We start from the raw sequence: 20,028 nt of genomic DNA, 5'->3' as shown, positions 1-20,028 counted from the left end.
GCTCCGCTCGCGGCTCTGGGCGATCGGCCAGGAGGCCCTGGGGAACCTGGAGGAAGCCCCGCGCGAGGAGACCGGCGCGCCGCCCGGGGACCCCTGCCGGGCCCCGTCGTCGGCCGGATCGACCGGGTGCACCGGACCGTCACGACGGCCATCGGCCGCGAGATGGGGGCGGGCCGTGCTCCGGACGAGGTGTCGCGCGAGATCCTCGTGCTCCTCGACGGCATGGAGGAGCTCCTGAGCCCGGAGGTCCTCGGCTGCGCCGTACGGGCCGACGGATGATCCGAGGCCCGGTGACGCTCCCGGACCGGACGTGACGGGTGTCTCACGCCCTGAGACCGTGACACGCGTTACTTACGGGTTTCCCACCCCCTTCCGAACGCTACTCTCCGCCGAAGAGGCATACACAAGCAGCGTGTTAAGGGAGTACGAGTGGCTGGGAAGCTCGCCGTCATCGGAGCCGGACTCATGGGGTCCGGCATCGCCCAGGTCTCCGCGCAGGCGGGCTGGGACGTCGTTCTGCGCGATGTCACCGACGAGGCGCTGAACCGCGGCCTCGACGGCATCAGGGCCTCGTACGACAAGTTCGTGAGCAAGGGCAAGCTGGAGGCCGCCGACGCGGACGCCGCGCTCGCGCGGATCACGGCGACCACCGACCTGGACGCGGCCGCCGACGCCGACATCGTCGTCGAGGCGGTCTTCGAGAAGCTCGAGGTCAAGCACGAGATCTTCCAGGCCCTGGACAAGATCGTCCGCCCTGACACCGTGCTCGCCTCCAACACCTCCGCGATCCCGATCACCAAGATCGCGGCGGCCACGGAGCGCCCGGAGCGGGTCGTGGGCGTGCACTTCTTCTCGCCGGTGCCGATGATGCAGCTCGTCGAGCTGGTCCGCGGCTACAAGACCAGCGACGAAACGCTCGCCACCGCGCGGGAGTTCAGCGAGTCCGTCGGCAAGACCTGCATCGTCGTCAACCGCGACGTCGCCGGCTTCGTGACCACCCGCCTCATCTCGGCCCTCGTAGTCGAGGCGACGAAGCTGTACGAGTCGGGCGTGGCCACCGCCGAGGACATCGACCTCGCCTGCCGGCTGGGCTTCGGCCACGCCATGGGCCCCCTGGCCACCGCCGACCTCACGGGCGTCGACATCCTGCTGCACGCCACCGGCAACATCTACACCGAGACCCAGGACGAGAAGTTCGCCCCGCCGGAGCTGATGCGCCGGATGGTTGACGCCGGTGACATCGGGCGCAAGAGCGGGCAGGGCTTCTACAAGCACTGAACGATCATGCGGCGACCGGGACCCGGTCGCCGCATGTGCCGCGGAAGCCGTGCACGCCTCTCGGATGTCACTCCATGAGGTGAATTCGGTATCGGTTCGCTTACAGACGGCAACCTTCGCGGCCCTCAGACAGTCAGACCATGCACAACATGCAGACGCGAAGACGCGGAAACAGACACACGCGGAGTTACGAGACGCATTCTCGGGGAGCGCATATGTACATCAGGGGCGACCACGCCGAGCTGGTCGTCGGGGGCCGCCTCGACGTACGCAGCGCGGCGGACGCCCGTACGGTCCTGCACTCGGCCGTCGACGACGGTGCCGGCGACCTCGTGCTGGATCTGTCCGAGCTGGATTCCTGGGACGCCACCGGGCTGGGCGTCATCATGGGGGCCCACCGACGCGCCGGGCGGTGCGGCCGACGGCTCGTGCTGCGCGGTGTACCGCCGCAGATGCAGCGCCTGCTGGTGGCCACCCGACTGCACCGGATCCTGGCGATCGAGGGTGGCATCGGGGTCGAGTCCCTGCCCCGGGTGTGACCTGAGCGCGCCCCGTCACCCCTTCGCGTGCGCGACGGCGTACGCGCCCCTGCCGTCGCACCGGGCGCACCGCGTGCACAATCCTCACGAAGCTGTGATGCTTCGGGCGGCGCGGTACCCCGCCTGTTCATAGATACTGTGCGAAGGTTTAGGGTTCGGCTGCCCGCCGACCGAAACCCTACGAGCGGGCACCGGACCAGAAGCGACGAAGCGGTGTGCAGCCAGGCCGGGAGGGCATCGGCACACGACGCTTTTGGGGGGCTTGGAACATGGACCCGATCAACCGGGGAGCCGAAGAGCACGGCCATGACGACGACGGTCAGGTGACTCGCCCGCGCCCGCCGCGCGACCCGCTCGCAGCCGACCTCGGCCAGCACAAGCCCGTGCCCGTCCGCACGGTCAGACTCGTCACGGGCGAATTCGCGCTCACGGTCAACCCCGTCGACGGCAGTGAGATAGAGAACTGCCCGCCGCACGAGCGGCCGGCGACGCCGGCCAGGCACGGCGCCGCGAAACGCGCCGAACTGGCCCGCGCGGCCCAGCCGCCCGTTCCGCCCGGCCCGGCACAGCCCCGGCTGCCGCTCCTCGAACGCCACGAGGAGCGCGAGCAGGTCGTACGCCTCCTCGCGCGCGGCCGCTCGGTACGGCTCACCGGCCCCTCGGGATCGGGCCGCACCGTCCTGCTGGACGCCGTCGCCGAGGACTGCGCGGACCTCGCCCCCGACGGCGTCGTCCGCCTGTCCGGCCTCGGGCGCACCGCGAGCGACGTGCTGTACGACCTCTTCGCCGCCGTCTACGAAGCCCCCCTGTACCGCCCGGACCACGAGGAACTGCACCGGCTCGTCCGCGAGATCGGGGCGGTCGTCATCGTCGACGACGCGGAGATCGGCGGCAGCGCCCTCGACGTGCTGCTCGACGCCACCCCCGAGTGCGCCTTCGTGATCGCCGCCACCCCCGACATACCGGCCCCGTCCGTCCAGGCCCAGCTCGACGAGGTCCTCCTCGGCGGTCTCGACCGCAGCGGCGGCCTCGAACTGCTGGAGCGCTCCGTCGGACGCGTCCTGAGCGAGGACGAGTCGAACTGGGCGGGCGACCTCTGGTTCGAGTCCGAGGGACTGCCGCTGCGCTTCATACAGGCCGGAGCGCTGCTGCGGCAGCGCGACCGGATGCAGGCCAGCGAAGAGGCCTTCGACGACTACGGCGTCTTCCAGGAAGCCCCGGCCGACGCGCCTTTCGGGACCGGCGACGGCACCGACGTACCGCTGCCCTCGCTCGCCGAGGGCGCCGCGCCCGCCGCGCTGCTCGCCTCCCGGCTCAGCGAGTCGGCGCGCGCCACTCTGCGCTTCGCCGTCGCGCTCGGCGGCGAGGTGCCCCATCAGGCCCATCTGCCCGCACTCGTGGGCGACACCCACGCGGACGCCGCGCTCGCCGAACTCGCGGCCTCCGCGCTGGTCTCCCCGGTCGGCTCCCGCTACCGGCTCGCCGCCGGGGTGCAGGCCCAGCTGGAGGCCTCCGGATACGCGGACACCCTCCAGGAGAGTGCGCTGGCCGCCGCGCGGCACTACACCTGGTGGGCCGGGCACCCCTCGGTCACCCCGGAGCGGGTCTGCGCCGAGGCCGACGCGCTGCTGGCCGCCCTGGACGTGCTCGTCCCGGTCACCACCGTCCCGCAGGACGAGGACGAGGAGAGCGTCTCCGTCCAGCTCGCCCGCACGGCCGCGCCCGCCTTCGCGGCGGGGCTGCACTGGAGCGCCTGGGAGCGCGTCCTGCGGTTCGGCGTCGAGGCCTCCGAGCTGGCCGACGACCTCGGTGAACAGGCCTACTTCCACCACGAGTTGGGTGTACTCGCGCTCTGCGGCCACCAGCTCGACCGGTCCCGCGCCGAGCTGGAGGCCTCCGTCGCCATGCGCGGCGAACTCGCCGACAAGCGGGGCACCACCGCCGGCCGCCGCGCCCTCGCGCTGGTCACCGACCGCTCCGGAACCCTTCAGCTGACCGGCGGGCGCACCGCGGCGGGCGAAGAGGTGCCCGAAGCGCGTCACGAGGAGTCGGTGTCGCCTCCCGGAGGTGTACCGGCCGCCTTCCCCCGCACCGACCCGTCGGGCGACACCCTGACGGTGCTCGCCCACCCGGGCAGCCCCGGCATTCCACCGGCCGGGCCGCGGAGCGTCGCGGGGCGGCTGGTCATCGGCACCCGGCGCAATCTGGTGGCCGCGGGCGCGGGCGCGCTCCTCGTCGCCGTCCTCGGGACCGTGGTGACCCTCGGAGCGACCTCGGAGCACAACAACGAGACGCCGTCCGAGAAGGTCGGCGTCAACCCGTCGGCCACGCAGGACAGCCAGGAGGACAGCCTGGGCGCGGACACGCCGAAGAAGGGCGACGACTCCTCTTCCGGCGCGGTGGCCACCCCTACCGACCCGGGCCCCGACGGCACGTACGGCACCTCGGACGACCCGACCCCCACCGCCACGGCGAGCCGGCAGCCGTCCGGTGAACCGAGCGGGACGCGCACCGGCACGAGCAAGCCCTCGAAGTCGTCGTCCGCGTCGTCGTCGAAGCCGCCCACGCACAGGCCCTCCCCGTCCCCCTCGAAGTCGTCGAGCGCCTCGCCGTCGGCGTCCTCCACGAAGCCGTCGAGCCCTTCGCCGTCCACGTCTCCGTCGGCCAGTACGTCGACGACCCCGGCCACCACCGACTCCGCGAGCGGCCCCGTGCCGAGCGGCGCGCCGGCGCAGACGTCGGCGGGCAGCGGGTCGGCGGGAACCGGCTTCGCCACGACGTCGCCGAGCGGCACGGTGATCTGACCGTGGGGTCCGGACGTACCGGACCGTCTGGACAAAGGAGAGGGCCGGGTCCGATGGCGGACCCGGCCCTCTGCCGTATACGAACCCGGGGGGCTCAGAACAGTCGCAGCTTGTCGTCCTCGATGCCGCGCAGGGCGTCGTAGTCCAGGACCGCGCACCCGATGCCGCGGTCGGTGGCGAGGACGCGGGCCTGCGGCTTGATCTCCTGGGCGGCGAAGATGCCGCGGACCGGCGCGAGGTGTGGGTCGCGGTTCAACAGCTCCAGATAGCGCGTGAGTTGCTCCACGCCGTCGATCTCGCCGCGGCGCTTGATCTCCACGGCGACGGTCTGCCCCTCGGCGTCCCGGCACAGGATGTCGACCGGGCCGATGGCCGTCATGTACTCGCGGCGGATGAGCGAGTAGCCCTCGCCGAGGGTCTCGATGCGGTCGGCGAGCAGCTCCTGGAGGTGCGCTTCCACGCCGTCCTTGATCAGGCCGGGGTCCACGCCGAGTTCGTGCGAGGAGTCGTGGAGGATCTCCTCCATCGTGATGATGAGCTTCTCGCCCGCCTTGTTGATGACGGTCCAGGTGCCTTCGTCGTCGCCGGACCCCTCCTTCAGTGTGCAGGGCGGAGACATCCAGTTGAGGGGCTTGTAGGCCCGGTCGTCCGCGTGGATCGAGACGCTGCCGTCCGCCTTCACGAGGATCAGGCGGGGAGCCGACGGGAGATGGGCGGTGAGCCGGCCCGCGTAGTCCACGGAACAGCGGGCAATGACGAGACGCATGGTCGGCAACGCTACTCGACCGGCGGCGGTGCACGCGATTCTCGCGCCCGTCCCGCACCCGCCTCCCGTGCCCGGCCCCGAGGAGGAACTCATGGTTCGCCCCATTTGTTCCCACGGCTTCCGTCGCCCGGCCCGGCCGGCGTTCTCGCGGGTCACCCCATTGATCCTGAAGATTCCCTGTTCCTCCGTGGCCGATTGTCGGCCTACTCGCGGTTCGCTATGTGCCCATTCTCCTGGTGCCGTTACCTGCCGATGCTTACCGTATGAACGGGAGGTCGCGATACATGTACTCAGCGTGTTCGGTATCGCGGTCCCCGTCCCTGTCCGGCAACCCCCGATGTGTGGGGGTGCGAGAGGAGTACCCATGTCGCTCGACGTCTCACCGGCCCTACTCCAACAGGCCGAGCGAGGCGAGGTCGATGAAGCTGAATTCGTCGACTGCGTCCGGACCTCCCTGCCCTACGCGTGGGAGATGATCAGCTCCCTGGTGGCCCAGCTGAAGGTGGACGGCGGCAAGTTCGCCGACAACCAGACGCCCCCGCCGGACGAGCAGGCACGTGGCCAGCTGCTGCGTGCGCTCGCGAGTGACGCGATACGCGGCGCGCTGCAGCGGCACTTCGGAGTGCGGCTGGCCTTCCAGAACTGCCACCGGGTGGCGGTGTTCCCACTGGACGACTCGGTGGACGACACACTGGCACGCTTCACCTCGGTCCGCAGTCAGCTGCTCAACCAGTCCCCGGAGTTCAGGGACTGCTGACGCACTGATGCCGCATTGCTTGCCGCTCCGTACGCGGGAGGTGCATTGGTACTGGGGCGGCAAGCTCCCCGCGTGTCCGGCCCGTCGGGCCGGACCCCGTGCGGTCACCTGAGCTGGGGCAGTACCTCGGCCCCGAGCCGCCGTACGTTCTCCTCGGTCGCCGCCAGGTCGCCCGAACCCTCGACGAGCAGGGCGAACCGCGCGATGCCGGTCCGCTCCGAGGTCGCCGCGAGCCGGTCGGCGCACAGTCGCGGGGTGCCCACCGGGTGCAGTCCGCAGAGCAGTTCGGTGTACGCCACCGGGTCCCGCATCGAGCGGGCACGGCCGTCGACCGTCACGTGGGCGTCCAGTCCCTGCCTCAGCCAGCCCGGCATCGCCTTGACGAGCGTCTCGACGGCGTCGGTCCTGCGGTCCGCGATCTGGCAGACGCCGGCGGAGACATGGGCGGCCGTGAGGATCTCGTCCGACGGACGGCCCGCCGCGCGCGCGTGCCGCCTCCACAGCGCGACCATTTCGGCCTTCTCCTCGTCCCCGACGTGCATGCCGAGAAGCATCGGCAGCCCGCGTTCGGCGGCGAGGCGAATGCTCGCGGGCGAGGTGCACGCCACGACGACCTCGGGACCCGGAGCGCCGCTCAGTGCCTCCGACGGGCGCGGTACGACGGGGACTTCACGGAACGGGAACCGTTCGGAGGTGCCGGCGACGGACGGCTCGCGCAGCCAGCGGAGCAGCAGATCGAGTGACTCCGGGAACCCGTGTTCGTACGCCGCGAGGCCCGCGCCGAAGACCTCCAGGTCGACCCAGGGGCCGCCGCGGCCTACTCCCAGCGAGAACCGCCCCCCGGACGTCAGGTGCAGCAGGGCGGCCTGCTCGCCGAGCGCCACGGGATGGACGGTGGGCAGCACGCTGACCGCCGTGCCGATCCGGATCCGGTCGGTGCGGCCGAGCAGATACGCGGCGAGTGTGACGGCCGACGGGCATGTCCCGTACGGCACGAAGTGGTGTTCGGCCAGCCAGACCGCGTCGAGCCCGGCCTCCTCGGCGACCTCGGCCGACCGCACCGCGCGGTGCAGGGCCTCTCCCTGGCCCTGCCCAGGGAACTGGGCGGCCAGTACAAAACTTCCAACGTGCATCGAACTTCCTGCTTCCTCGGCTCCGACACGGAGCTCCCCCACCCGGCATAACCGCCTGACACGTGCCGAAGACACGGCCTTGCGGGGAGATTTGCGGATTGTCTGGGAATTGGGCTGTCCGAAGACCGTCCGAGGACTGTCCGAGGGGGGATCTGAGCGGGTTGGCGGAGTACGCGTACCCGTGTGCCTCCCGCGTAGGCTGGTGTCGGCCCCTGCTCCCTGTATAGCTCCGTGAGGTGTCCCTTGTCCCCGCGTCGCAACCGTCCGAAGGACACCGGCTCGTCCGGCAGGAGCCCGGAGGAGGACTCGTCGGACCGTTACGGCGGCTGGCAGTCCACGGAGAGCTGGCAGGGCGAGGAGTGGAGCGTGCGCCATGTGGCGGGCGCGAGCGCGCAGGGCAAGACCTACCGCTGCCCCGGCTGCGACCAGCTGATCCCCTCCGGGGTGCCGCACGTGGTGGCCTGGCCGGAGCACTCGGGCGTCGACGAGCGGCGGCACTGGCACAAGGCCTGCTGGAACGCGAAGGACCGCCGCACCTCGCGGGTGCAGCGGTCCCGTAACGCGCCCAGGTTCTAGGGCCTGTTGTCCGGTTCAGGTGGCGCCGAGGCGTGGTGTGCCGTCGGCCGGGCCGTCACACGTCCCGGCGCTCCAGGAGGACGAAGGCGCCGACGACCGCCGCCGCCGTCACCCCGGCGAGCAGACCGAGCTGCGCACCGCCGTTGCCGCTCTCCGAGTCGAGCCGGAAGACATGGGCGAGGGCGTTCGGGGCGTTGTACTCCTGCATCTTCTCGCCGATCGTGCGCAAGCTCTCGGACATCATCAGGAACGCGGGCATGATCGCGGGCAGGAGCACGACACCGAGCATCGTGGTGATCGCGCCCGCCGAGTGACGCAGCATCGAGCCCACCGCGAGCGCGAGCACGCCGAGCAGGGAGACGTACAGCGCGCCCATCACGACGGTGCCGCCCCAGGCGATGTCGGAGGCTTCGCCGGAGGCGTCGCCGTGCATCCCCTCGGTGAACAGGCCGACGAGACCGATCGAGAACGCCGAGACGCCGAACGCCACCGCGAAGAAGATGACCAGTTTGGCGGCGAGCACCCGGTAACGCTGCGGCGAGGCCGTGAACGTCGTACGGATCATGCCCGTGCCGTACTCGGAGGAGACCACCAGCACGCCCAGCGTGATCAGGCAGATCTGTCCGAGCATCAGGCCGAAGAACGCCGGGATCGTGTACGGCACGTCGCGGAAGTCCTCGTTCGTGGTCTGTGCGGCGACCAGGAAGCCGATGCCGACCACCAGGAGCAGGAAGATCCCGAGCGTCCACATCGTGGAGCGCACCGACTTGATCTTCGTCCACTCGGAGTTGAGCGCGTGCCCGAGGTGGGTGCGGGTGACGGGGATCGGCGAGGTGTACGAATTGCCGGGCGCCGCCTGCCAGTCGGGGGCAGCGGCGGCCTGCTGCGGCATCGGGGGCTGGGGCGTGCTCATCGGGCGTCCTCGGGCTTGGTCAGGTCGGCGGCGGGCGCGGTCGTGGGTGCGGACTCGGGCGCGGGCGCCGGAGCGGGCGCGGCGGCGGGCGGGGTCGCGGGGCCCTGGGAGTACGGGTTGACGTCCGTGGCGCCGGGGGCCGCCGGAGCGCCGTACGGGCCCGGAGCGCCCGTGCCGGGGGCCGCGGGGGCGCCGTAGGGCCCGGTCTGCGGCATGGCGAAGGGCTGCCCGCCCTGCTGGGGCGGCAGCGGCGCGTACCAGCCGGGCTGGCCCTGGCCCGCCACCGGCATCTGCGGCGGCGGCATGGCGCCCGGCGGCAGCTGCTGCTGGAGCCCGACCTTCTGGTCGACGGTCGAGCGGTAGTCGACGGCGCCCTGCGTCATCCGCATGTACGCCTCCTCCAGCGAGGCCTGGTGCGGCGACAGCTCCCACAGGCGGACGTCGGCGGAGTGCGCGAGGTCGCTGATGCGGGGGAGCGGCAGTCCGGTGATGCGCAGCGCGCCGTCCTGCTCGGGCAGCACCTGGCCGCCGGCCTCGGTCAGCGCGGCGGTCAGCTTCTCGCGCTGCTGCGGCTCGGTGTCGGGGGTGCGCACCCGGGCGAAGTCGGCCGAGTTGTGGGAGATGAACTCCTTGATGCTCTGGTCGGCGAGGAGCTGGCCGCGGCCGATCACGATGAGGTGGTCGGCGGTCAGCGCCATCTCGCTCATGAGGTGCGAGGAGACGAAGACCGTACGGCCCTCCGCCGCGAGGGACTTCATCAGGTTGCGCACCCAGAGGATGCCCTCGGGGTCGAGGCCGTTGACCGGCTCGTCGAAGAGCAGCACCTGGGGGTCGCCGAGGAGCGCGGCGGCGATGCCGAGGCGCTGGCCCATACCGAGCGAGAAGCCCTTGGAGCGTTTTCGGGCCACGTCCTGGAGACCGACGACGCCGAGCACCTCGTCCACGCGGCGGGCCGGGATGCCCGAGAGCTGGGCCAGGCTCAGCAGGTGGTTGCGGGCGCTCCGGCCGCCGTGGACGGCCTTGGCGTCGAGGAGCGCGCCGACCTGGCGGGGCGCGTTCGGCAGCCTGCGGTAGGGGAAGCCACCGATCGTCACCTGCCCGGAGGTCGGGTTGTCGAGGCCCAGGATCATGCGCATCGTCGTCGACTTGCCCGAGCCGTTGGGCCCGAGGAACCCGGTGACGGCACCCGGCCGGACCTGGAAGGAAAGGTTGTACACGGCTGTCTTGGCGCCGTAGCGCTTCGTCAGGCCGACTGCCTCGATCATTCTCCGCACCCATCGAAAGGTTCAGGACGTCGGGGCGCACGCCCCCGTAAGGGTTAGGAGGATATCCGGGCCCCGGCGGTTCCACTCAAGGGCAGGTAAAGTCCCGCCCATCGGCCGGTGAAAGATCCAGGAGAGGGCGAGATTTCGTACGACCGTTCTGTCAGGTACTCGTCTTTCCTGGTGGGACGGGAAAAGAGAATGCGCGCCGGCCCGGCGGCGGGGAAATCTCAGACGCGCTTCGGCAGGGAATCGTCCAGCGGCGGAAGATCGTCGTACAGTCGCAGCTCGGCCGATTCGTCGAGGTAGGGCAGGAAGTCGGTCTGCGGCAATACCCAGCCCTCCTCACCGAAGACCAGCGTGCCCGCCTCGCGCAGCGACGGGTCGGCACCCGCCCGGCGCACCCAGGTCGCGGGGTCGGGCCCGAGCAGGTCGCGCAGGCGCTCGGAGCCGGCCAGCAGGGCCGCGAGCAGCTCGGACTGGTCACCCCCGCCCGCGCGGGGCCTCCCGGTCTCCGGCTCGGCGAGCACACCGTGCGCGCTGAAGTAGATGTACGCGCCGCCGAGCCGTTCCCCGGAGGGCATCGTCATCGTGAACGCGTCGCCGGGGAGTATCGCCCGCCGGTAGTCGGGGAACTCGGTGTCGTCGACGGCCTTGAGCTGCGTCGAGTCCAGCCAGGTCACCACGAGCGTCGTCTCGGCCCCCCGGTCCACGTACGGCGTCCCGGCCACGTAACCCGCCGGACTGATGTGTCCGGAGCAGCCCACGCCGATTCCACGCACCCGCACCGGAACCATCGGCACCGCCGCCGGGATGCCCAGCCGGGTCAGCTTGTGGGAGACCTGCCCGGGGGAGGCGTTCGAACCGACGGCGATGACCGGGTGGCGCAGCCCGGTGCCCACCTGCCCCAGGTCGGCGAGGGCCTCGTCCAGCCGTTGCTGCGCCTGGCGCTCCTCCACGTACCACTCGCCGAGCCGCAGCGGCCGTACGTCGAGCTGGAGCAGCTCGCCGCCGGTCAGCAGGGACGGCTCGGTGGTGGGCCGGCCGGGATACGTCAGGGGCTTCTGCGCGGGTACGTCGCTCAGGCCCAGCGCCTCGAGGCTTCGGTCCTTCGTCGTCACGGTGACGCCCTCCGGGGGTGGTGTCGCACGCATGCGGCCACAGCCTTTCACGCGAGATGAACCTGGGCCTTCATCCGAGGTGTACCCGTCGTGGGACCCGGTCTCCCCGGCTGAACGCGGTTGGCCTGAACCGGCGCCGGGAATCATGTCGCCCCTATTGTATGGGTCGGGGTGAAATCGGTTGCGGGGGAAGCGAGTTGAGGCTCATGAGGCAGGGGCTGGGGCGAGTGGGACGATCGGGGCGGGGACCGGCGCATCCGCGCTATCGCATGTCCGTTCGCTGGTGGATCGCGGGACGCACCGTCCACGCACTGCTGCTGATGACTCTGGGCGCGCTGGCCGGACTCTCGGTCGTCGTGGCGGCGGCGTGGACGCTGACCGAGGACTCGCCGCGCTCGATGACGGAACGGTTCTCGGACGGGGAGCGGCTGCTCGACCTCAGCCTGGGGGTGCTGCGGGCCTGCGTCGGCACCGACAGCCTCGACCCCGAACCGGACAGCACCGCCCACCAGCTGCTCGCCACGCTCGCCTCCGTGACCGGAGCGCTGGTGCCGGCGGTGCTGCTCGGCATCGTCCTCATCAAGCTGTTCGCGCTGCGGCCCTTCGTCTGGCGGCGGCGGGCCAGCGTCTCGCACGCCTGGACCGCCGACTTCCCGGGCTACTCGCGACGCCACGCGGACAGCGACGACGCCATCATCGCCGTCCGCTTCTACAACCGTTTCGACAACCTGTCGGTCGTGGACCTGCGGGCCCGCGCCCATCTGCGCTACCTGGAGGACTCCCCGCACGACGGCAGTCTCGTCATCTACAAGCAGTGGCTGAAGGTCCTGGACGCGCAGGGCGAGCCGGCCGACGAGCGGAGCTGGCTCGCGGTCGAACGAGGGGCCCCCTTCACGGTCTGGATACCGGTCGAGGCGCCGGTGGCCGAACTGCCGTTCCGCCGGATTCAGGGCAAGGACCTGTCCCGCTCGTCCGGGGTGAAGCTGCTCGTCCGGCTGACCGCACGGACCGTCGGACTCGGCACCGAGGTCGCCGACGAGCGCTGGTTCGACCTGGAGGCCGGGGACTTCGAACTCGGCCGTTTCGTACCGCTCCAGCCGGACCTCGACAAGGACGTGTGGCAGTGGGAGGGGTGGTCCGACTTCGACGGACTGACCCACCCCGGCCTGGACGGTGACGAGCCGCCCGGACGTCCTACGCGTCCCGTTTCTTGAGCAGGGCGTAGCCGCCGGCCAGGGCCACGGCCACCCACAGCACCATGATGCCGAGGCCGCCCCAGGGACCGTAGGGGGTGTCGTCGATGGGTGTCACCACCCGCAGGATCCTGCTGCCGGCCTGGTCGGGGAGGTAGCGGCCGACCTTCTTGGTCGCGGAGACCGCGCCCAGGATGTTGGAGATCAGGAAGAAGAACGGCATCAGGATGCCGAGCGAGAGCATCGGAGAGCGCAGCATCGCCGCGACACCCATCGAGAAGACCGCGATGAGCGTCATGTAGAGCCCCCCGCCGATCACCGCGCGCAGCACCCCCGTATCACTGATCGACGCCTTGTGCGTGCCGAGCGCCGCCTGGCCCACGAAGAACGTGATGAAGCTGGTGATCATCCCGACGGCCAGGGCGAGGCCGGCCGCCACCGCGACCTTGCTGAACAGGAAGGTGCCGCGCTGGGGGACCGCCGAGAGCGAGGTGCGGATCATGCCGGTGCTGTACTCGTTGCCGACGACGAGCACCCCGAACACGATCATCGCGAGCTGGCCGAGGGTCATGCCCGCGAAACTGATGAACGTCGGGTCGAAGGTCAGCCGGTCCTGTCGGCTCATGTTGTCGAACTCGTTGTTGGAGAGGATCGAGATGAGCAGGCCCAGTGCGATCGTGACGATCGCCGCGAGGCTCAGCGTCCACACCGTGGACGACACGGAACGGATCTTGGTCCACTCGGACCTGAGGACCTGGGTCGCCGCCATCCCGCTCAGCCCTTCTTCCAGCCGCTGCCCCACTGCGGGCCAGGGGCGGGGGCGGGGGCGGGGGGCGTGCCCGGCGGGCTCGACGCGAGCTCCTGCCCCGGCGCGTCCGTGTGCGCGTGGTACTCGACCGACTCCGCGGTCAGCCGCATGAACGCCTCCTCCAGCGAAGCCTGCTGCGGGCTCAGCTCGTGCAGCACGAGCTGGTGCTGCGCGGCCAGTTCCCCGATGTGCTCCGGTTTCCCGTCGTCCACCTCCAGCGCCCCGCTGCCCGTCTGGACGACGGTGATCCCCGCGCTCCTCAGCACGTCCAGCAGCCGCTCGCGCTGCGGGGAGCGGACCCGGACGTAACTGCGCGAGTTCTGCCGGATGAAGTCCGCCATCGAGGTGTCGGCGAGCAGCCTGCCCTGGCCGATGACGACGAGATGGTCGGCGGTCAGTGCCATCTCGCTCATGAGGTGGGAGGAGACGAAGACCGTACGGCCCTGGGAGGCGAGGGATTTCATCAGGTTGCGGATCCAGTGGATGCCCTCGGGGTCGAGGCCGTTGACCGGCTCGTCGAACATCAGGATCCGCGGGTCGCCCAGCAGCGCGCCCGCGATGCCGAGCCGCTGGCCCATGCCCAGCGAGAACCCCTTCGCCTTCTTCCGCGCGACCGCGGTGAGGCCGACGGTGTCGAGGACCTCGTGCACCCGCGCCCTCGGGATGCCGTTGCTCTGGGCGAGGCACAGCAGATGGTTGAACGCGCTGCGGCCGCCGTGCATGGCCTGGGCGTCCAGCAGGGCGCCGATGTACTTCAGAGGGTCCTTCAGCCGGTCGTAGTGCTGCCCGTCGATCCGTACGTCGCCGGCCGTGGGACGGTCGAGCCCGAGCATCATCCGCATCGTCGTGGACTTCCCGGCGCCGTTGGGACCGAGGAAGCCGGTCACGATGCCCGGTCTGACGGTGAAGGTGAGGTTGTTGACCGCCACCTTCTCGCCGTACCGCTTCGTCAGCCCCTCGAGCTCGATCATGCGGCCACGCTAAGACGGCCCCCGGGGGCCTGCCACCCGACGACAAGGCCCGCGCCCTCGGCAGAGGGAGCGGGCCCTGGTGTCGTGCTGTGCGGTTACCGGGACTGCTGTGCCGGAACCCCGCGGGAGATCGGCTCGTCCTCCGCCGGGCCGGTGGCGGCGGCCACCGCGGCGCCCGTGAGCGTCGCGAGCATCTCGCGGACGTTCGTGAGCTGCGCGTTGATCGAGTCGCGGCGGTTGGTGAGGGCGGCCAGCTCGCGCTCGGATTCCGAACGGATCCGGTCGGCCTTGGCGTTGGCGTCGGCCACGATGTCCTCGGCCTGGCGCTGAGCCGTCTCCACCGTCTGGCGGGCGCGGCGCTCGGCGTCCGTGCGCAGCTTCTCGGCCTCCAGGCGGAGCTGCTCCGCGCGGTGCTCGATCTCCGCGAGGCGCTTCTCGGCCTTGGCCTGACGCGAGGCCAGGTCGCGCTCGGACTGCTCGCGGCGCTTGGCGAGGTTCGTCTCGAAATCGGCGGCGGCCTGGGCGGCCTTGGCGCGGGTCTCCTCGAAGAGGGCGTCCGCCTCCTCACGCTTGGACGCGGCGTCCTTCTGCGCATCGGAGCGCAGCTGCGAGGCCTCGCTCTTGGCCTTCTCGACGATCCGGACGCCCTCGTCCTCCGCCTTGGACTTGCGGTCCGCGGCGAACGACTCGGCGTCGTTGCGCACCTGCTGAGCCGCCGACTCGGCGAGCTCGCGGTGCTGCTCGGACGCGCGACGGGCCTCCTCGCGCAGGTCCTTGGCCTCCTCCTCGGCGAGGCGGAGGATCTTCTCGACGCGTGCGCCGAGACCGGCGTACGACGGCTCGGCGTCGCTCACCTGCGCCTGGGCGTTCTGCGTTTCGAGATGGAGTTCCTCGATGCGCTTTTCAAGGGCGGTGATACGGGCCAGAGCGCTGTCACGGTCGGAGACGAGCTTCGAGATGCGTTCGTCCACCTGAGCGCGGTCGTATCCACGCCGCACAAGCTCGAAGCCGTAGGGGGAAGTGTCGCTCATGGGGTTCCTGTCGAATGAGACCGGTGAGGTGATAGGTGGAATCCTAGGGGGCAATGCGGTGTGTCATCGAGCGGATACGTGTTTGATCTGGAGAATGACACCCCTTTTGGGTGGCCGGCCGCCGGAAGGCTTGCCAGAACCTGTGACAAACGTCCTACTAAGCACGTAATCCGCGCTTCCGTCCAGCTCTCCGATGCCCTGCCATCCGACCGACCGCCGTCCAGCTCTCCGTCGCCCTGCCCTGCCCTGCCATCCGACCGACCGTCGGCTAGCTCTCCGACGCCTTGCCGCCCGACCGTGTCGCTCCCGCGGCCGCACCCGCCTTCATCCCGCCGTCCTTGCCGGCCGTAGGAGCCTCGAAGGACTCCAACGCTTCCAGGACGTCCTGGACACGGGAGATCTCCGTGTTGATGTCCTCACGCCGGCGGACCAGGACCTCCAGGTCGCGCTTGCCCTCCTCGACGGCGGCCTTCGCCTCCTGAATGGCCTCGGACCTGATCTTCTCCGCCTCGGTGACGAGCGAGGACTTCTTCTGCTCGGCCTCCTTGAGGAGCCCCTCGGCCTTGCGCACGGCGGCGATCCGGACCTTGCTCGCCTCGGAGTTCGCCTCCGCCACCAGGTCCTTGGCCTTCGCCTCGGCCTCGGCGAGCTGGTCCTCGGCGGCCTTGATGAGCGCGTCGCACCGGTCGCCCGCGTTCTTCATCGCCTCGGACGACTCGCGGCGCGCCCGCTCGTGCAGATCCTCGATCTCGGACGTGACACGGTCGCGCAGTTCCTCGGCGCGCTCCCGGATCGCCGTGGCGTCCCGGCGAGCGCCGATCAGCAGCTCGTCCGCGTCCGCACGGGCCCGCTCCACACGGGTGTTGCCCTCGACGGTCGCCTCCGAGACGAGCCGTTCGGCCTCGCCGCGCGCCACACCGACCATCGTGTCGGCCTGCGATTCGGCGTCCGCCGTCGTCTTCTGCGCGCTCTGCTGCGCCTCCGAGAGCAGCTTGTCCGCCTCGGACGCCGTCTCGGTGATGAGCGTGTCGACCTGCTCGGCCGCCTCGGAGCGCTTCTTGTTGGCCTCCTGGCGTGCCTCGTCCAGTAGGCGCTCGGACTCCTCGCGCGCCGCCGCCGTACGCCGCTCGCCCTCCTCCGTCGCCCGTACCTTGAAGCGCTCGGCCTCGGTGCGGATCCGCTCGGAGTGCTGCTGGGCGGAACCGACCGCCTCGGAGGCCTCGGCGCGCAGCCGCTCCGCGTCACCGGTCGCGTCAGAGATGAGCTTCTCGGCCTTGGCCACGGCCTCGGCGCGTACCCGCTCGGCCTCGGCCGCGGTCTCGGTCGCGAGCCGCTCGGCCTCCGCCGTCGCCTCGGTGATGAGGGTGTCCACCTGCGCGGCCGCGTCCGAACGGATCCGGTTCGCGTCCTCCCGGGCGTCCGCACGGGTGCGCGCGGCGTCCTGGTCGGCGTTCGCGATGGAGTCCGACACCTCGGTGCGCACCCGCTGGGCGTGGTCGGAGGCGTCCGAACGCATCCGCTCCGCCTCGGCGATCGCCTCCGCGACGGTGCGCTCCGCGAGCGCGCTCGCGGCCTCCCGCTCCTCGTTCGCCTCGCGCCGCAGCCGCGCCGCGTCCTCGGAGGCCCGCTCGCGCTCGGCGTACGCGTCGGCGCGGACGCGGTCCGCCTCCTCCTGCGCCTCGGTCCGCGTACGGTCCGCCACGTGCTCGGCGGCCGAGCGCAGCCCGGTGATCTCCTCCTGGGCCTGCTCGTGCAGCCCCGCCACCGAGTCCCGCACCTGCTGCGCGGTCTGCTCGGCGTTGGAGACCATCTCGGTCGCGCGCCGGTCGGCCTCCTCGACGAGACGTACGGCCTCGGCCTGTGCCTCCTCGACGCGCTTGCGCGCGGAAGCCAGCAGTTCCTCGCTCTGCTCGCGGGCCCGCTCGCGCTCCTGGTCGGCTTCCTGGCGCGCCGAACCGAGGGTCTCCTCGGCCTCGCGGCGGCGCCGGGCGGCCTCCTCCTGGGCGGCGGCCAGCGTCTCGGCACCTTCGGTCGCCAGGCGCTCGGCCGCGGCCTGTGCCTCGCTCCGCACCCGGTCGGCGCTGTCCTGTGCCTCCGACTTGAGCCGCTCGGCCTCCGCTACGGCGTCCGAACGCAGCCGTACGGCGATGGACTCGCCCTCGGCACGGGACGCCGACGCGTCCGCCGCGGCCTCGTCGCGCAGCCGGTCGGCCTCCGTCTCGGCCTGAGCCTGGAGCGTACGGATCCGCTCGGCGGACTCCGAACGCAGCCGGTCGATCTCCTCGGAGGCCTCGCGGCGGATCCGCTCGGCCTCCGCACGCGCGTCGGTCAGCGCCTGCTCGGCGGCGGCCAGACGTTCCTCGGTCTCCGTGTGCAGCCGGGTCAGCCCCTCGGCGGCCTCGGCCTGGCGGGCCTCTATGGCCCGCTCGGTCTCCTCGCGCTGCCGCTCGGCGGCCCGCTCCGCGTCGGCCGCGATCGTCTCGGCCTGCTCGACGGCGTCCGCGCGGTTCCGCTCAACCTCCGCGCGGGTGCGCTCCAGCGTCTCCTCGGCCTGCCGGCGCAGCGTCGTGGCGCGCTCGATGGCCTCGGTGCGGACCTTCTCGCTGTCCGCCGTGGCGGCCTGGCGCAGCTCGTCCGCGTCCGCCTTCGCCTTGGCGAGGACTTCCTCGGCGGTCCGAGCGCCCTCCTCGATCTGCTGGACGGCCTCGCGCCGGGCCTCGGCGCGGATGCGCTCACCCTCGGCGACCGCGTCCGAACGCAGCTGCTCCGCGTCCCCGCGCAGCCGCCGCGCCTCCTCCTGGAGCTCGACCGTCTTGGCGCGGTACTCCTTGGTGTCGTCCTTCGCCGTGCCCTTGAGCTGCTCGGCGATGTCGTGCGCCTCGGCGCGCAGCCGGTCGGCCTCGGTCTCCGCCTCGGTGCGGATCCGCTCGGCCTCCTCGGACGCCGCCTTCGTGGTCCGCTTGGCCTCCTCGGACGCCTTGTTCAGCACGTCCTCGGCGGTCCGGGCCGCCTTGGCGAGCTGGGAGGCGGTCTCCTCGGCGGTGAGGCTGCGCGCGCTCTCCTCGGCCTCCGCGACGATCGTCTCGGCCTTGCTGCGGGCGTCCGCGACGATCTGCTCGGCCTCGGACTTGGTGGTCTCGGCCTCCTGGCTGGCCTCGCTGACCAGCCGGGCGACCTGCTCCTTCGCCGTCCGGGTGCGCTGTTCGTTGACCGACTCGGCGCTCGCGATCGTCTTCGAGGCGGCTTCCTTGGCCTCGTTCAGGACCTTGTCCGCCTCGGCCTGCGCCTCGCGCAGTGCCGTCTCGGCGGCGCTCATGCGCTGCTCGGCGGCCCGGCTCAGCTCGGTGGCCTGACGGCGGGCGTTGTCCGACTCGTTCGCCGTGGAGCTGCGCAGCTGCTCGGCGTGGTCGGTGGCCTCCTGGGCCTGCGTCGAGGCGGCGTTCAGCAGCCGCTCGGCGTCCGTGCGGGCACGGCGCAGCAGCGCCTCGGCCTCCGCGCGGGCCGCCTCGGCGTCGGTGGTGAGCCGCTGGCGCGCCTCGGCGGCGACCCGCTCGGCCTCGGCGCGGGCCGCGGCGAGCGCCTGCTCGGCCTCGGCGCGCGACTCGTCCAGCAGACGGCGGGCCTGGGACTCGGAGCGGGCGCGGAGCTGCTCCGCCCACGCCACGTTCTCGTTGACGTGCGACTCGACGGTCTGACGGCGTTCCGCCAGCTCCTGGTCGAGCTGCTGACGCCGGGTGACGGCCTCCTGGTGCAGCTCCGCCTGGAGCCGGGCCGAATGCTCGGCGTGCTCCTGGAGGAGACGCTGGGTCTGCGCCCGTGCCTGGCTGATCTCCCGCTCGGCGTCGACGCGCAGCTGGTCGGCCTGCATCTGGGCATTGCGGAGCATCTGCTCGGCCTGATAGCCGATGTCGGCCCCGTCGTAGGCAGGACGGGTCGCCAGACTGCGGCGTGCCTCGTGCAGCTTGGCACGCAGCACCTCGACCTGATAGCCGCGGTCCTCGGCGTGCTGGACGGCCTTCTCCCGCTCGGTCTTCAGCCGTTCCATCTCGGCCTCGAACCGAGAGAGGTGGTCGACGTCAGCCGCCGGCTCTCGCTCCTGGCGTTCGTAGCCCCGCACTGCGCGGTCCCATCCGTCCCCTGGTCGCAAGTAATTCCGAACGAGCACCGTTCTTCCGCCGAACGGGGCCCCCGGGGAATGGTGTCAGATCAACGGCTGAGCACGGGCTGCTGCCCCGACGCTCGCCCCCCGAAACCTGGACCCCGGCCCTTGGTCCCGCTCGCCGGAAGGCGCCAGGACCGCGGCCGTCCCCCGTGAAAGGCGACGGCCGACCCCAACCCTACCGGCCCAGATATACGGAGGTCAGTGCTCAGGTGACTCAACCGCCGCCGAAGTGACCAGTTCTGTCAGTACTCCGTGGCAATCCTTGGGGTGCAGGAACGTGATCCGGGACCCCATGGACCCGGTCCGGGGCTCGTCGTAGAGCACCCGGACGCCCTTGCCGCGGACGTCGGCGGCGTCACCGTCGACGTCCGCGGTGCCGAAGGCGATGTGGTGCACGCCCTCGCCGTTCTTGGCCAGCCACTTGCCCACGGCGGAGTCCTCGCGGGTGGGTTCCAGCAGCTGGAGGTAGGAGGCGCCGCCGTCGGACGTCTCGTTGATCTTGAGCATGGCCTCGCGGACGCCCTGCTCCTCATTGATCTCGGAGTGGAAGACTTCGAAGCCGTACGTCGCACGGTAGAACTCGACAGTGGCGTCGAGGTCGAAACAGGCGATCCCGATGTGGTCGATTCGCGTCAGCATGGAGTCAGTGCAGCGCTCCCGGCGTGGTTACGCAACGTGCGCGCGATCACACTGCGGGCCGGATGACGGGTGGCC

General features: G+C 71.3%; 17 protein-coding genes. 7 read left to right on the top strand and 10 right to left on the bottom strand.

The features are described from left to right. Positions 1-126: 126 nt before the first annotated feature. The 4 genes from OG780_RS13955 (at position 127) to OG780_RS13940 (ending at position 4,621) form a co-directional block, all read left to right on the top strand. Positions 127-279, top strand: a complete 153-nt coding sequence (locus tag OG780_RS13955) for a hypothetical protein (RefSeq protein WP_328448103.1) — start codon at positions 127-129, stop codon at positions 277-279. Positions 280-429: 150 nt separating this feature from the next. Continuing rightward, on the top strand, positions 430-1,278 hold the full coding sequence (locus tag OG780_RS13950) for a 3-hydroxyacyl-CoA dehydrogenase family protein (RefSeq protein ID WP_328448101.1): 849 nt from the start codon (positions 430-432) through the stop codon (positions 1,276-1,278). Between the two features lie 215 nt (positions 1,279-1,493). Further along, positions 1,494-1,817 carry an STAS domain-containing protein gene (locus tag OG780_RS13945; protein ID WP_261707178.1) on the top strand — a complete coding sequence of 108 codons (324 nt, stop codon included), beginning with the start codon at positions 1,494-1,496 and terminating at the stop codon, positions 1,815-1,817. A 269-nt stretch (positions 1,818-2,086) separates the two neighbouring features. Then, a complete protein-coding gene (locus tag OG780_RS13940; RefSeq protein ID WP_328448099.1) occupies positions 2,087-4,621 on the top strand; it encodes an ATP-binding protein in 2,535 nt (844 codons plus the stop codon). Positions 4,622-4,715: 94 nt separating this feature from the next. Here OG780_RS13940 and nucS read toward each other — a convergent pair whose 3' ends face one another. Beyond that, positions 4,716-5,387, bottom strand: coding sequence for an endonuclease NucS (gene nucS, locus OG780_RS13935; protein ID WP_328448097.1), 672 nt, complete (start codon positions 5,385-5,387; stop codon positions 4,716-4,718). 364 nt (positions 5,388-5,751) lie between these two features. On the opposite strand from nucS, the gene OG780_RS13930 reads away from it, so the two are divergent. After that, positions 5,752-6,144 (top strand): SCO5389 family protein, encoded by a 393-nt coding sequence (locus OG780_RS13930; protein ID WP_037624912.1) that lies wholly within the window; start codon positions 5,752-5,754, stop codon positions 6,142-6,144. A 104-nt stretch (positions 6,145-6,248) separates the two neighbouring features. Here the strand turns inward: OG780_RS13930 and OG780_RS13925 are convergent, their stop codons facing one another. After that, positions 6,249-7,277: an LLM class flavin-dependent oxidoreductase gene (locus tag OG780_RS13925; protein ID WP_328448094.1), complete on the bottom strand. Its 1,029-nt coding sequence runs from the start codon at positions 7,275-7,277 to the stop codon at positions 6,249-6,251. Positions 7,278-7,520: 243 nt separating this feature from the next. Between OG780_RS13925 and OG780_RS13920 the strand changes: the two genes are divergently transcribed. Then, entirely contained in the window at positions 7,521-7,853 is a 333-nt protein-coding gene (locus tag OG780_RS13920; protein ID WP_328448092.1) for an ATP/GTP-binding protein, read from the top strand. A 55-nt stretch (positions 7,854-7,908) separates the two neighbouring features. On the opposite strand, the gene OG780_RS13915 is transcribed toward OG780_RS13920, so the two are convergent. From OG780_RS13915 to OG780_RS13905, 3 genes are all read right to left on the bottom strand, one after another. Further along, positions 7,909-8,766: an ABC transporter permease gene (locus OG780_RS13915; RefSeq protein ID WP_328448090.1), complete on the bottom strand. Its 858-nt coding sequence runs from the start codon at positions 8,764-8,766 to the stop codon at positions 7,909-7,911. Next, positions 8,763-10,031: an ATP-binding cassette domain-containing protein gene (locus OG780_RS13910; RefSeq protein ID WP_328448088.1), complete on the bottom strand. Its 1,269-nt coding sequence runs from the start codon at positions 10,029-10,031 to the stop codon at positions 8,763-8,765. Before OG780_RS13910 ends, OG780_RS13915 begins: the two co-directional genes overlap by 4 nt. A gap of 227 nt (positions 10,032-10,258) precedes the next feature. Next, positions 10,259-11,182: a hypothetical protein gene (locus OG780_RS13905; RefSeq protein WP_328448086.1), complete on the bottom strand. Its 924-nt coding sequence runs from the start codon at positions 11,180-11,182 to the stop codon at positions 10,259-10,261. Positions 11,183-11,418: 236 nt separating this feature from the next. Here OG780_RS13905 and OG780_RS13900 point away from each other — a divergent pair, with 236 nt between their 5' ends. Continuing rightward, the gene (locus OG780_RS13900; RefSeq protein ID WP_328448084.1) at positions 11,419-12,363 is read left to right on the top strand and encodes a hypothetical protein; all 945 of its coding nucleotides are present in this window, start codon (positions 11,419-11,421) and stop codon (positions 12,361-12,363) included. Here OG780_RS13900 and OG780_RS13895 read toward each other — a convergent pair. The 5 genes from OG780_RS13895 to mce form a co-directional block, all read right to left on the bottom strand. Next, positions 12,344-13,111, bottom strand: coding sequence for an ABC transporter permease (locus tag OG780_RS13895; RefSeq protein WP_328448082.1), 768 nt, complete (start codon positions 13,109-13,111; stop codon positions 12,344-12,346). The genes OG780_RS13900 and OG780_RS13895 overlap by 20 nt on opposite strands. Positions 13,112-13,116: 5 nt before the next feature. Continuing rightward, positions 13,117-14,121 carry an ABC transporter ATP-binding protein gene (locus OG780_RS13890; protein WP_328448080.1) on the bottom strand — a complete coding sequence of 335 codons (1,005 nt, stop codon included), beginning with the start codon at positions 14,119-14,121 and terminating at the stop codon, positions 13,117-13,119. Between the two features lie 95 nt (positions 14,122-14,216). Further along, positions 14,217-15,152: a cellulose-binding protein gene (locus tag OG780_RS13885; RefSeq protein WP_328448078.1), complete on the bottom strand. Its 936-nt coding sequence runs from the start codon at positions 15,150-15,152 to the stop codon at positions 14,217-14,219. A 268-nt stretch (positions 15,153-15,420) separates the two neighbouring features. Next, the gene (scy, locus tag OG780_RS13880) at positions 15,421-19,269 is read right to left on the bottom strand and encodes a polarized growth protein Scy (protein WP_328448076.1); all 3,849 of its coding nucleotides are present in this window, start codon (positions 19,267-19,269) and stop codon (positions 15,421-15,423) included. Between the two features lie 243 nt (positions 19,270-19,512). Then, on the bottom strand, positions 19,513-19,953 hold the full coding sequence (gene mce / locus OG780_RS13875; protein WP_328448074.1) for a methylmalonyl-CoA epimerase: 441 nt from the start codon (positions 19,951-19,953) through the stop codon (positions 19,513-19,515). Positions 19,954-20,028: the final 75 nt, after the last annotated feature.

It is taken from the genome of Streptomyces sp. NBC_00386, from assembly GCF_036063235.1.
In the GTDB taxonomy this organism is placed as follows: Bacteria; Actinomycetota; Actinomycetes; order Streptomycetales; family Streptomycetaceae; genus Streptomyces.
Note: the sequence above shows the minus strand (reverse complement) of the source record. Positions and strands in the feature narration are given on the sequence as shown.

Excerpts from the sequence above, each read along its gene's own strand:
- OG780_RS13945 (WP_261707178.1), top strand. The coding sequence starts at position 1,494 with ATGTACATCAGGGGCGACCACGCCGAGCTGGTCGTCGGGGGCCGCCTC.
- OG780_RS13940 (WP_328448099.1), top strand. The coding sequence starts at position 2,087 with ATGGACCCGATCAACCGGGGAGCCGAAGAGCACGGCCATGACGACGAC.
- nucS (WP_328448097.1), bottom strand. The coding sequence starts at position 5,387 with ATGCGTCTCGTCATTGCCCGCTGTTCCGTGGACTACGCGGGCCGGCTC.
- OG780_RS13930 (WP_037624912.1), top strand. The coding sequence starts at position 5,752 with ATGTCGCTCGACGTCTCACCGGCCCTACTCCAACAGGCCGAGCGAGGC.
- OG780_RS13925 (WP_328448094.1), bottom strand. The coding sequence starts at position 7,277 with ATGCACGTTGGAAGTTTTGTACTGGCCGCCCAGTTCCCTGGGCAGGGC.
- OG780_RS13915 (WP_328448090.1), bottom strand. The coding sequence starts at position 8,766 with ATGAGCACGCCCCAGCCCCCGATGCCGCAGCAGGCCGCCGCTGCCCCC.
- OG780_RS13910 (WP_328448088.1), bottom strand. The coding sequence starts at position 10,031 with ATGATCGAGGCAGTCGGCCTGACGAAGCGCTACGGCGCCAAGACAGCC.
- OG780_RS13905 (WP_328448086.1), bottom strand. The coding sequence starts at position 11,182 with ATGCGTGCGACACCACCCCCGGAGGGCGTCACCGTGACGACGAAGGAC.
- OG780_RS13900 (WP_328448084.1), top strand. The coding sequence starts at position 11,419 with ATGTCCGTTCGCTGGTGGATCGCGGGACGCACCGTCCACGCACTGCTG.
- OG780_RS13895 (WP_328448082.1), bottom strand. The coding sequence starts at position 13,111 with ATGGCGGCGACCCAGGTCCTCAGGTCCGAGTGGACCAAGATCCGTTCC.
- OG780_RS13890 (WP_328448080.1), bottom strand. The coding sequence starts at position 14,121 with ATGATCGAGCTCGAGGGGCTGACGAAGCGGTACGGCGAGAAGGTGGCG.
- OG780_RS13885 (WP_328448078.1), bottom strand. The coding sequence starts at position 15,152 with ATGAGCGACACTTCCCCCTACGGCTTCGAGCTTGTGCGGCGTGGATAC.
- mce (WP_328448074.1), bottom strand. The coding sequence starts at position 19,953 with ATGCTGACGCGAATCGACCACATCGGGATCGCCTGTTTCGACCTCGAC.